Source organism: Streptomyces sp. NPDC047079 (assembly GCF_040643755.1).
Lineage (GTDB): Bacteria > Actinomycetota > Actinomycetes > Streptomycetales > Streptomycetaceae > Streptomyces.
Genome location: NZ_JBEYUZ010000025.1, coordinates 11,977 through 24,739 on the forward strand (window position 1 = coordinate 11,977; position 12,763 = coordinate 24,739).

Consider the following 12,763-nt stretch of genomic DNA (forward strand, 5'->3'; position numbering starts at 1 on the left):
CCTGCCTCCCTCACGCCCCGCAGGGCACACGAGCCCCGTACGGGTGAACGTCCTTCTTCCCTTCGACGTCTTCGCAGGGGCAGAGTCGTCCCGCACTCGCCGAAAGCGCCGACAACGTCGAACGGAAGCACGCGCCCGTGATCCCTGCCGCACTCGCACCGGTCCGGCCCGAGGACACGGCCGCTCCCCGTAACCGACCCCTCCGGGGCTTCGGCGCCCGTCACCGGATCCCTCTCCTCGCCACACTCCCCACCGTGCCGCTGTACGCGGTGTGGTGGCTGTTCCTCGCCACCGGAGGCGGCGACCTCGCGGCCCAGCAGGCATGGGCCCGGTTCGCGGCCCAGCACGGCGGGTCGGCGTACGGCCTCTTCTGGTACGGCGGGATGCACACCGCCAACTACAGCCTGATCTCCCCGTATCTGATGGCAGCCCTCGGTGTGCGCACCGTGACCGTGGTCTCCGGGGTGGCCTCCTCCTGGCTGGCCGCGGTGCTGATCGTGCGCACCGGAGTGCGGCGGCCGCTCGGTCCGGCGCTGCTCGCCTCGCTGGCACTGTGGTGCGACGTGGCCTCGGGCCGCACCACGTTCGCGCTGGGCGTCGCCTTCGGGCTGGCGGGCTGTGTCCTGCTGGCCGGGGAGCGACGGCCGGCCTCCGCGGCGGTGTGCGCGGCGCTCGCGACCATGGCGAGCCCGGTGGCCGGTCTGTTCCTGGCGGTGCTGGGGGCCGGCTTCCTGTGCGTACGGGACTGGAGGCGCGCCCTGGCGCTGCTGGCGCCGCCGTGCGCGGTGGTCGCCACGACCACCCTGCTGTTCCCCTTCACCGGGGAGCAGCTGATGCCGGCGGACCGCATCTGGCAGCCGACGCTGCTGGGGCTGGCCGTGACGGTCCTGGCCCCCCGGGACTGGCGGGTCGCACGCTGGAGCGGTGCCGTGTACTCGGCCGGGCCCGTGCTCGCGTATCTGATCCCCTCCCCGGTCGGGACGAACGCCGAGCGGCTCGCGGAACTGTTCGCGCCGGCCGTGCTGCTCGCGACGCTGCTGGCCGAGCCCCGGCTGCGGGGGCTGCGGCGGGTTCTGCTCGTCGCCGCGCTGGTCTTCTCCGTCACCTGGGTGGGCCGCAAGACCGCCGACGACCTGAGGGTCTCCACAACCGTGCCGGCCTGGGCAGCGGACACCGACGGGGTGGTGCGGGCCCTGGAGCGGCTGGGCGCGGACCGGACCAGGGTCGAGGCCGTCCCGGCCCGCAACCACCGCGAGGCCACCGCCCTGGCCCCGCACCTGAACCTGGCGCGCGGCTGGAACCGCCAGCTCGACATGGAGCGCGGCCGTCTCTTCTACGACGGCACCTTCTCGGCCGCCACCTACCGCCGGTGGCTGGACCGCTGGGCGGTCGGCTTCGTCGTCCTGCCGCTGGGCAGGCCCGACGGATACGCCGAGGACGAGGCCCGGCTCGTACGCGAACACCGCCCCGACTGGCTGGAGCCGGTGTGGCAGGACGCCCACTGGAGGGTCTATCGCGTCCGCGACGCCGTCCCGCTGGCCACCGCCCCCTCAACGGTCCTGCACACCACCAGCGTCACGGTGGACGTACACGTACCGCGCCCCGGCCCGGTCACCGTACGGATCGCCTACTCCCCCTGGCTGCACACCGACACCGGCGCCTGCCTCACCCCGGCCGGCGAATTCACCCGCCTGACGGCCCCCGCCCCGGGCACCTACCGCATCAGCTCGGAATACGGCTCGGCCTCGGAGCGGGGTCACTGCTGAGTGTCCAGTGCGCGACCGCGGGGCTCAGCGGCGTTCGACCTCGACGTCGGACTCCTGGAACACGGAGAGCACCGCGTCCGTGTAGTCGTTCCCCAATGCCTCGCGGGAGACCGGGAATCGGCGCCACAGCACACGCAGAGGGCGGTCGCTGTCCCGGCGCATGGTCCGGAGGCAGTCGTGCAGCGCGTCGAGGTTGGATCCGAAGTAACCGCCCGGGCCGTTGACCGCTTCCCCCACGGCGCAGTACAGGGAGGCCTTGGTGCCGATGTCGGCGCCCTCGATCACCGCCGTCTCGGTCGGTCCGTACCGGGTCGCCCTGCGGCCGGAGGAGAACCACGCGGTCTGCACGACATGCAGCCAGCTTTCCTGGGCCCCCGCCGGGTACCGCCTCCACTCACCGGCCTCGACCGGGCCGCCCTGGGCCCACCTCCGCCACATCTCCCCCGCTTCGGGGTACTCGCAGACATGGCCGAACAGGGAGTAGTCCACGTCCGGGAGGGTGCCGACGGCATCGGGCGCCTGCCGGAAAGCGGCGGTCACCCGCCCCACGTAGTACGCTCCGATCCGCTTCCCATCCTGGCCGACGACCTCGAACTCCGTGCTTTCCGTCTTCCTGGCCCTCGGATCGATCCGGTGCGCTCTCACGAACGTGACCGTCTCCGGCGGCTCCTCGTCGGGGTCCACGAAGAATCCACGGACGTCTTCCGCCGCGACCAGGACATTCCGCGACTCTTTGTCGACGAGCCGGAACAGCACGCCTTCCGGGTGTGGGGGGGTCATTCCATCCAACCGATCGTGTGCCGGGTCCGCCCGGGCACGGGCGGGACATGTCTGCGCCCGTCGAGCCGCAGCCGCACGGCCGGGGCCGGTGAGGCCGACCGTATTTTAGGCGGCTGCGACTCGACGGGCATTCATTCCTTCCCCGCCTTACTTGGTCCAGCCCCAGTCAGGGAAATGCGGGGCCGTGAAACGCTGGATCTTCTTGTAGTGGGTCGAGGTCCACCCGATCATCTCGACACCGTTGGGAAGCGTCTTGACCAGGATTCTCTCCTCGTTCGACCCGCCGGGAACCGCATACTCCTTGGCACCCGCCCACTTCGGCCATTCACGCCCCTGGTAGACGTCGTGCGAGACCAACTCGCCCCGCTTGTAGGAGTCGTAGGCGTCCGCGATCTCGTTGGTCATGCCCTTCGGGAGCTTGTCCGACAGGCGGCCGTTGGGACAACGGTTGTTGTGGACCAGAACCGGGGTGGTGCCCGCCAGCACGTAGTACGTGTGCAGTTCGGCGACCGTCAGGTTGTGGACACGCTGATCCGCCGCGGCCCAGTACGTCGCCGCCGCGACCCGGGCGGAGGCGCCCGTCGCCGTCCTCAGCTGCATGCCGGGCCGAAGGTCGCCGGCGTCGACCCAGGCCTTGGTGGTGCCTCCGACCCAGAACGGGTGTGCCGTCGTGGCGGTGACCGATCCGCCGGCTCTTGTCCCCGGTGCCGACACCGTGATGTCGACGAGCTGTTTGGTGCCCTGACCCGTGATGGTCGCCTGGACGGGCTCCGCTCGGGTGCGCCCGGACCCGGGGTCGGTGGCCAGGACGCGGTCGCCCACACGGACCTCCTCGATGGACTTGGTCCGGCGGTCGGCCATCAGGACCCGGGTGCCCGGCGTGAAGCTGTTCTTCGCACACGGCGTCTTCCTGAGCAGCTTCATCTTGAGCGCGCTCAGGGCCAGGTCCTTCATGCACGAGGTGTCGAACTTGTCCAGACACTTCTTGATCTCGTCGACGCCCAGGTACCAGGCGATCAATCGGTCGAGGTACGTGCTGGTGATGCAGCTCATGCCGCCGGCCCCGTCACCGGCGCACACCAGGACGGTGTCGCCCGCCTTGATGTCCCCGTTGAAGGCGTGTTCCCTGCGGAACTCGAACAAGCGCTTCTCGAGAACGGTCCTCATCTCTGCGTCCGAGAGCGGCTTGCTGGGATTCTGCGCCTCCTGCTGCACCTGCGCCTTCAGCTCCGCCACCAGCTTGTCGGCCGCGATCTTCATCGCCTCCGACCGGGCCTTGGCAGCCGCCACGGCGTCCTTGCCCGCGGCCTCGGCGGACACCCCGGCCTGGTAGGCGGAGATGTCGGCCTGATAGGCGTAGCCATTGGCGAGACTCGCGGAGTGCTGAGCCTGTTCCGCGGAACGGGCGGCCGACTGGGCGTCCTTCTGGGCCGAGGCGGCCGCGTTCCTGGCGGTCTTGGCGGACTCGGCGGCGCGGTCGGCGGACGCGGCCGCGTCGTTCGCCGACTTGTTGGCCTGAGTGGAGTAGTCGGACGCCTGCTTGGCGGACTGGTTCGCCTTGTCCGCCCACTCGGTGGCCTTGGTGGCGTCCCTGCGTGCGTCGGCGGCCACCTTCTGCGCGTCGGCGGCGTCCTTGTGGGCGAGCGCCGCCGACTTGTAGGCGGCCAGCAGCAGGGTGTTGATCTCGGCGAGGTGCGCCGCCGCGTTGGCGTCACGCTGCTTCGCCCGGTAGAGGCCGACCTGGAGGAACGACCGCAGTCCGGCGGGCGGACCGCTGAGCGCGGCCTGCGCCGCGGCCTTGACCTCGGGACCGCCCTCGGCCAGGGCCTGGGAGACGGCGACCCGGTCGTCGTCCTCCCGTGCCTTGTACTGACCGGTGTCCAGGAACTCCTGCAAGTCGGCGTCGGTGCCGTCCAGCGCCTTGCTGCCCGCGGCCTTCACCCCGGGCCCGCCCTGGGCCATGATCTGCCCGACGGCGACCCGGTCGTCGTCCTCCTTGCCCGGATAGGCACGGGTGCGCAGGAACTCCCGCACCTGGTCGACCGGCTTGTCCAGCACGTCCAGCGCCGCCTGCCGCTGCGCCGGCTTGTCACTGGTCTCGGCGATGTGCGCCACGCTCGCCCGGTCGTCCTGCTCCAGGGCGATGTTCAGGCCCGTGCGCACGAACTCGGCCACGTCCGCATCGGTGCCGGTGACGGCCGTCTCCGCCGCGTCCTGAACCCAGGAACCGCCGCTGGACAGCAGACTGACGGCCGCCTGCCGCCCCTTCGCAGCCGTGACCTGCGGGTCGGTCGAGGCCGCGGCGTCCTGCACCAGCTGCTGGGTGTCGGCGTCCAGCTTCTGGATCCGGCCGGCCTCCCAGTCGGCCTGGGCCACCTGGGTCTCGTGCTCCCTGTTCGCCTCCTCGGCGGCGAGCACGTCCTCGTCCTGCTGCTCGGCCAGACGCTCGGCATCCGCCTTGCGGGCCAGGTCGGCGACGGTCGCCGCCTGGTCCGCAGCGGTCTGTGCGTCGTCGGCGGCCCGGGTCGCCTCGTTCGCCGCCTCCGTGGCCTCCTTGGCCGCGTCCACCGCCTTGCCCGCCTCATCGGCGGCTTTGTCCGCCGCCGTCGCCGCGGCCTCGGCGTGCGTGGCGGCCGCATTGGCCGCGTTGCGCGACTGCCGTGCCGCCGTCGCGGCCTGGTTGGCGTTGGCCTGCGCGGCGTTGGCCGCCCGCGTGGCCTGGTCGGCAAGCCGCTGGGCCCGGGCCGCCGCCTGCTGCGCCTCGGCGCTCTTGGAACCGGCCTCACCGGCCCAGCGGCCCGCATCGGCCGCGGCGGCCGCAGCCGCGGCGGCGTTCGCCCCGGCACTGGCCGCGGCTCCGGCAGCCTTCGCCGCGTTGTCGGCGGCGATGCCCGCCTGGTCGGCGGCGTCCGCTGCCTTCCGGGCCCCGGCCGCGGCCTTGCGCGCGTTCTCCGCCGCCTCCCTGGCCTGCTTGGCCCGGGTGGCGTCACCGGCCGCCGCCGCGGCGGCCGACCTCGCCGAGGACGCGGCGCTGCCCGCGCGGCCCGCGGCATACGCCGCCTGCGCGGCGGCACTGGCGGCCACCCGCGCGGTCGCGTTCGCCGCCGCGGCGGCCGATACCGCCGTACGCGCCGACTGAGCCGCCCGGTCCGCGGCCGCCGCCGCACGCGAGGCGGCCGCGGCCGCCCTGCCCGCGGAGGACTTCGCCTCCTGTGCCTCCCGCGCCGCGACCTGTGCCGCCTCCATGGCCCGCTGGGTGGCCGCCGCCGCCTTGGCCGCCTCCTCCTTGGCCGTGTCGGTCAGCTCCTTGGCCTGCTTCTGGGCATGGTCGGCCAGATCAGCCAGCTGAGCGACCGTCAATGTCTCCTGGTCCCGGGCGGAAGCGACCTGCCATCCGTCGTCCAGGAACGCCTGAATGTCCTCGGGCGTGCCGTCCATCGCCTGCTGCGCCGCCTGCTTGACGTTCGGGCCGCCCGCCGACATCAGGCGCAGCACCTGGATCCGGTTGTCGTCCTCACGCGGACGGAACTGGCCCTCCTCGATGAACGTACGCCAGTCGTCGGCCGTTCCGTCGAGCGCCTTGCCCGCCGCGGCCTTCACCCCCGGCCCGCCGTTGGCCATGATCTGCGCGACCTGAACCCGCAGATCCTCGTCGTAGGGTGCCTGGAAGCCGTTGTTGAGGAAGTCCTTGAGCTGATCCGCTCCACCACTCAGCGCGGTGTCGGCCGCCGCTCGCACACCAGGGCCGCCGATGGCCATGACCTGGGCGACCTGAACCCGCAGATCCTCCTCCCAGATGCCCGGGAGGTCCTGGCCCATGAATCTCTGGACATCCTCGTCCGACCCGGCGAGGGCGGCCGCGGCCGCTCTCTGCACGCCCGGGCCGCCGTATCTCCAGGCCTCCAGGACATCCGCTCTGTTGTAGTCCGGCAGGTCGTCAGCCACTGCCGGCCCTATGTCCATTCCCAGCAGCAGTGCCAGGGCGATCAGCGTGGCCACGACGCCACGCCGACCTGGCACCACCGGGATTCCGGTTGCCAATGTCTCTCCTTCTCCATACCTGTGGGCTGCACGGTTCGCACGGAAGTGATCAGGGAGAACCGTCAGTTGTCGGGGACCTCGGACATGCGGGACGCATGGGGGCGGTCCTCGCAGAGGAAGACCCGGCACGGAGGACCTCCACGCCGGGCCACCGTGGGCCCCGCCGAGCAGCCGGGCCCCGGCCCTTCAACCACGCCGTCCTCTGCGGGTCACTTGGGGGCGCAGTTCTGCTTCCGCCACTGGAAGAACTGGTCGGCCGTGTTGGTGATGACCCCGTCGACGGCCCATGACGTAGCGGTTTTCCACTTGGTGTCGCCGTCGACCGTCCAGACGAAGGTCTGGACACCGGCCGCCCGGAGCAGACGCACCGCCTCGGGGTGGGCCGAGAGGCTGGTGAAGTTGACCGCGTACGCGGAGAGGGAGAGCCGGCGGGCCGTCGCCACGGGATCCGCGTCGAGGTTGTCCCGCAGCAGCGCGACCTTGGTCCGGTACGGGGAGGCCGCCGCGTCCCGCACGATGTCCTCGTCGAAGGACTGGAGCACCGTACGGTCCCTCATCCCGGCCTCGGAGACCAGCCGCAGGGCGTAGTCGACCGACGCGCGGGGCTGCGGGCCCTTGATCTCCAACAGGAGGCGGACGGGACGGGGTTCGACGGCGGACAGCGCCTGTTGCAGGGTCGGGACGCGCCCGCCGCCCTTCACCGTGAGCCTGGAGATCTCCTCGGCGGTGAGCTGGTCGACACGTCCGGTGCCGTCGGTGGTCCGGTCCACGGTGGCGTCGTGCATGATGACCGGCTGGCCGTCCTTGGTGAACTGCACGTCCGTCTCGACGTAGTCGGCACCATGGGCGGCCGCCGCCTCGAAGGAGGCGACCGTGTTCTCCGGGGCGAGCCGGGGAGCGCCGCGGTGCCCGATGTCGCGGGTACCGGAGCAGTCGGCAAAGGGGCTCTGCTCGAGGACGCTGAGGTCGTCGACAGTTGCGGCGGCGTACTCCTGGAAGGTTCCCCGGTAGCGCAGCCGTCCGATCTGGAGGCCGCCCTTCGCACGCCAGGGAGTGGTGAACGCGGCCGCCGTCTGCGGCTTTCCGTTCACGAACAGCTGGATCTTCCTCGCGGACGCGTCGTACACCCCGGTCAGCTGCGTCCACACCCCGGTCCGGGCCTTGTCCGCGGCGACCGACCGTACGATGCCCGTGTTGTCGGCGTCCTTGACGTGCCGGTTGAACACCCATGTGTCGTAGTACTTCGAGTAGTACAGCTGGAAGCCGCTGGCCCGGGTTCCCGCCTGCGACAGGAACGTGTAGTTGGCCTTCTTGTCGTCCAGCTTCACCCACGCCGACACGGAGAAGGACTTGGTGGTGTCCAGGAGCGGTCCGGCCGTGGCCGCGTAAGCGGTTGTGCCGTTCAGCTTCAGTCCGGTGCGGACCTTCCCCGCGACACCGAGCCGGGCACCGCCGCCCACCCCGGCCGAGAGCTCCTGTCCCGGGCCTCCGCTCACCCGCGCGGAACCGGCGCGATCGTCGAGGGGGAACGCAGCCCGGGGGACGAGGACCGGCTTGAGAGGAGCCGGGGGACGGGCCGTTGCCGTCCGGCTGTTGAGTGCGGTGGCGCCCAGGGTCGCGGCCGAAGCCGTCACCACGACGAGCGGCAGCACGAATCCGCCACGCAGTTTCATCTGTTGTCCTCGAGTGAGAAGTCGAGCACGCCGGGACCACGCGCGGTGCTCGTGCGAATCGGGGCCCGGCGCGACACGACGTGGACGCGGAGCCTCTGCGGGAAAAGCGAGTTGAGTGATCGTCAGTTCGCAGCGGACGGGCCGTTCCTGGGATTCCCGTCGGTTCGGGCAGCCCGGTCCGGGACTCGGACGGCCGCCAGTCGTCCGCCGCTCCCGGCCGTCACCCCTGTCGGTGGTGCCACGGCCTCGGTCGCCGCCTGTCCGGGCATGCCACGCCGCCCCATCTGCATGTCCCCCATGGATGAACAGTCGGTGTCCGGGTGTGCCGCACACCGTCCTCCCTGCATGCCGGGTGCGGGTGCGCGCCATGAGAGCTGTCGGCACGTCCGGGTCGTGCGCGTCCGGTCAGGCAACCTGACGCCACGAACGCGACCGAACTTTACCTGGTGTTCACCGATTTCACAGCCGACTTCAACCTCGGATGGCCGGTCTTGATCACTGACCTGCGCCCGGCGCGGCCACGCCCTTCACGGAAGCGATCTTCTCGCGCGTGCCGTCGGCAGGGACACGACCCCCCGGGAGATGAGCCCCGCCATGCGTCCTCGTCACCGCCCGCGGGCCCGAAAGGAGATAGGTCAGCCCGAAGCCCGTACCCACTACCGCCGCGCCGCCGGCCGCGTCCAGCACCCAGTGGTTCCCGGTCGCCACGATCGCCGAGACCGTGAAGAGGGGATGCAGCAGTCCGAGGACCTTCATCCACCACTTGGGCGCGAGGACCGCGATGGTGAGCCCGCACCACAGGGACCAGCCGAAGTGCAGCGAGGGCATCGCCGCGTACTGGTTGGTGACCGCGGTCAGCGCGCCGTAGTCCGGCTTGGAGAAGTCCTGGACGCCGTGCACGGTGTCGACGATGCCGAGGTGCGGCATCAGGCGCGGCGGGGCCAGCGGGTAGAGCCAGAACCCGGCCAGCGCGACCAGGGTGCTGAAGCCGAGTGCCGAGCGCCCCCACCGGTAGTCGACCGGGCTGCGCCAGTAGAGCACGGCGAGCACGGTCAGCGGCACCACGAAGTGGAAGGACTCGTAATAGAAATCGAAGAAGCCGCGCAGCCAGCCGATCCTGACGACGGCGTGGTTGACCCCGTGCTCGATGTCCAGGTGGAGGAGCCGCTCGAGTCCGAGGATCTGGTCGCCATGGTGCTCGGCGGTGGCCCGGCCCGCCGTGCTGTCGTCCCCGGTCGCCGCGAGCCGGACCTGGGAGTAGGCGGCGTAGGTGACCCGGATCAGCAGCACCTCCAGCAGCAGGTTCGGGCGGGTGAGGACCCGGCGCAGGAACGGCAGGAGCGGGACGTGCCGCAACCTGACGGGCACGGGCGGCGCGTACCGCGTGGGCACGGGGGCCCGGTAGTACGGGGAGGTGCGCGACAGGAACGGTACGAAGGTGGCGGCGGCAAGGGCGGCCAGCAGCACCAGATTGTCGCGGATCGGCTCGACCACCGTCACGTTCGGCAGCATCATCCTCGCGGGCAGCGTCATCACCAGGACCACGGCGACCGGCCAGACATACCGGTCCGAGGCCCTCGTACCGACCCGGCCGACCACCGCGAGCAGCACCCACAACAGCTGGTGCTGCCAGCTGGTGGGCGAGACGGCGACGGCGACGCACCCGGTGACCGCGACCGCGAGCAGCAGCTGACCGTCCCGCGCGTAGCGGATCGCGCGGCGCAGCCCGAGGGCGGCGGCGGAGGCGCCCAGGACGAAGAACAGGCCGATCTCCAGCGGCCCGGACAGGCCCAGCCTGAGCAGGGCGCCGTGCAGGGACTGGTTGGTGTGGTCGTCGGCCTTGCCGCCGAGACCGGTGCCGGCCAGGTGGTGCACCCAGTAGGTGTACGAGTCGTGCGGCATCGCGGCCCAGGCGAGCACGGTGCACACGGCGAAGGTGGCCGCGGTGGAGGCGGCGGCGCGACGGCGGCCGGTGAACCACAGCAGGGGCGCGAACAGCAGGACGGTCGGCTGGAGCGCCGCCCCGAGGCCGATCAGCAGTCCCCCGGCCCGCTCGCCGCGCACGACGAAGCAACCGAGCAGGACCAGCAGCACCGGGATGATGCTGGTCTGGCCGAGGTAGAGGGTGTTGCGCACCGGCAGCGACAGCATCAGCAGGCTGATCGCGACGGGCGCGGCGAGCAGCGAGCTGCGCCGGGTCACCGGCTGGGGCAGGGCGCGGGCGGCGATCAGTCCGAGCGCGACCACCAGGAGCAGCGTGCCGAAGGTCCAGCTCCAGCCGAGAGCCTGCTGGGCCGCCCGGGTGAGGGGCTTGAGGGCGAGTCCGCCGAACGGTGTGCCGGTGAACCGCGTCGAGTCGTACAGGGACCCGTTGACATGGAGGACCCCGTTGGGGCCGACCCATGTCTCCAGGTCCGTCAGCCGCTCGCCCCGGGGGGTGCCGACGACGACGGCGACCTGCCGTACCGCAAGGACCGCGGCGATCAGCCACAGGCCCACACGGGCCGCTCTCAGCCGTGCCTTCGCCTCCTGGGGGGTCCCCGCCCCGAAGGCACCGGCCACCTGCCCGCTGTGCTCCACGTTCGCCACGCCCCGTCGGCCCTCCCGCCCCGTTCATCCGGTTCGTCTCGTGGCGTCCCGCGAGTCTCGTTCGTCCCGTGAGTAGGCGCCTGTCCGAACCCTATGAGGTTCGCAGCACCCCCGCGGTGAGACGCAGGCAACCCTCTCTTCACCTGAGGTCCGCCCGGCTTTTGCCCGACGACGATAGTGGGCGGACCGCTCCGGTTCCCTCCCAGGTGCGCGAGATGGATCACAAACGCGACGGCGGCCGGTCGCCCGCCCGCACGACGTCTTACCTGCATATGCCACGTTTATGCACGCGGCGCGGCCACTTCGTCACCGAACGCGCAAACGACACATGCCTCTATGGTCGGTTTTGGCCCGCTCCACGTGGGGGCCACCCGGCCCGCCGCCCGTCGGCGGGCCCTGCCCTTTGTCCCCGTTGAAAGGCAGGCGAGCGGAATCTTGCCGACCGTCGCACCACCCACAGCATCCGTCGCACCCGCGTACCCGCCTCAGGCCGGGCCCACCGTCACCGACCCCGCGCTGGTCAGGCGTGCCGTGAAGGCCGCCGCGCTCGGCAACGCGATGGAGTGGTTCGACTTCGGCGTCTACAGCTACATCGCGGTGACGCTGGGCAAGGTCTTCTTTCCGTCCGGCAACCCCACGGCGCAGCTGCTGTCGACCTTCGGCGCCTTCGCCGCGGCCTTCCTGGTCCGCCCGCTCGGCGGCATGGTGTTCGGCCCGCTCGGCGACCGGATCGGGCGGCAGAAGGTGCTCGCCCTCACCATGATCATGATGGCGGTGGGCACGTTCGCGATCGGCCTGATCCCGTCCTATGCGGTGATCGGCGTCGGCGCGCCGATCCTGCTGCTGGCGGCCCGCCTGGTCCAGGGCTTCTCCACCGGCGGTGAGTACGCGGGCGCGTCCACGTTCATCGCGGAGTACGCGCCGGACAAGAAGCGCGGCTTCCTCGGCAGCTGGCTGGAGTTCGGCACGCTGGCCGGCTACATCGGCGGCGCGGGCCTGGTGACCCTGATGACGGCACTGCTGTCCTCCGAGGACCTGGTGGCCTGGGGCTGGCGCATCCCGTTCCTGATCGCCGGTCCGATGGGCATCATCGGCCTGTACCTGCGGATGCGCCTGGAGGAGACCCCGGCGTTCGCGGCGGAGGTGGAGAAGGCCGAGGCGGACCGCCCCAAGGTGCCGCTGCGCGAGATGGTCACCGGCCAGTGGAAGGCGCTGCTGCTGTGCATGGGCCTGGTGCTCGTCTTCAACGTCACCGACTACATGCTGCTGTCGTACATGCCGAGCTACCTCACCAGCGAGCTCAAGTACGACGAGACCCACGGGCTGCTGGTCGTGCTCGGCGTGATGGCGCTGATGATGGTGGTGCAGCCGTTCGCGGGCGCCCTGACGGACCGGGTCGGCCGGCGTCCGGTGATCGCCGCGGGCTGTGCGGGCTTCCTGTTCCTGTCGATCCCGGCGGTCCTGCTGATCCGCCAGGGCAGCCTGCTCGCGGTCGCGCTCGGCATGGGCGCGCTGGGGCTGCTGCTGGTCTGCTTCACGGCGGCGATGCCGGCGGCGCTCCCCGCCCTCTTCCCGACCCGGGTCCGCTACGGCTCGCTCTCGATCGGTTTCAACGTCTCCGTGTCGCTGTTCGGCGGCACGACCCCGCTGGTGGTGACGGCGCTGATCGGCGCGACCGGGAACATGATGATGCCCGCGTACTACATGATGGCGGCGGCCGTGATCGGTGGTGCCTCGGTGTGGTTCATGGCGGAGTCGGCGGGCCGCCCGCTGCCGGGTTCGGCGCCCTCGGTGGAGCGCGCGGACCACTGACGCGCAGCCCGGCGTCCGGGGCGGTCCCGGCGGCGGGCACCGCCCCGGACGCCGCTCTCCCCCGATCGGCTGACATCTGCGCCCGCGGCCGAAAACGCGCTG

General features: G+C 71.5%; 6 protein-coding genes. 2 read left to right on the forward strand and 4 right to left on the reverse strand.

Annotated elements, in window-relative coordinates:
* Positions 1-254 precede the first annotated feature (254 nt).
* Positions 255-1,766, forward strand: a complete 1,512-nt coding sequence (locus ABZ823_RS25570; protein ID WP_361664808.1) for a hypothetical protein — start codon at positions 255-257, stop codon at positions 1,764-1,766.
* A gap of 24 nt (positions 1,767-1,790) precedes the next feature.
* On the opposite strand, the gene ABZ823_RS25575 is transcribed toward ABZ823_RS25570, so the two are convergent.
* The 4 genes from ABZ823_RS25575 to ABZ823_RS25590 form a co-directional block, all read right to left on the reverse strand.
* On the reverse strand, positions 1,791-2,546 hold the full coding sequence (locus ABZ823_RS25575) for a barstar family protein (RefSeq protein WP_361664811.1): 756 nt from the start codon (positions 2,544-2,546) through the stop codon (positions 1,791-1,793).
* A gap of 147 nt (positions 2,547-2,693) precedes the next feature.
* On the reverse strand, positions 2,694-6,587 hold the full coding sequence (locus ABZ823_RS25580) for a polymorphic toxin-type HINT domain-containing protein (protein ID WP_361664814.1): 3,894 nt from the start codon (positions 6,585-6,587) through the stop codon (positions 2,694-2,696).
* 209 nt (positions 6,588-6,796) lie between these two features.
* Complete coding sequence (locus ABZ823_RS25585) at positions 6,797-8,260, reverse strand: glycerophosphodiester phosphodiesterase family protein (RefSeq protein ID WP_361664817.1); 1,464 nt, start codon at positions 8,258-8,260, stop codon at positions 6,797-6,799.
* Positions 8,261-8,755: 495 nt separating this feature from the next.
* Positions 8,756-10,849 (reverse strand): bifunctional glycosyltransferase 87/phosphatase PAP2 family protein, encoded by a 2,094-nt coding sequence (locus tag ABZ823_RS25590; protein ID WP_361664820.1) that lies wholly within the window; start codon positions 10,847-10,849, stop codon positions 8,756-8,758.
* A 435-nt stretch (positions 10,850-11,284) separates the two neighbouring features.
* Here ABZ823_RS25590 and proP point away from each other — a divergent pair, with 435 nt between their 5' ends.
* A complete protein-coding gene (gene proP, locus ABZ823_RS25595) occupies positions 11,285-12,661 on the forward strand; it encodes a glycine betaine/L-proline transporter ProP (protein ID WP_361664823.1) in 1,377 nt (458 codons plus the stop codon).
* The last annotated feature ends 102 nt before the right edge of the window (positions 12,662-12,763 follow it).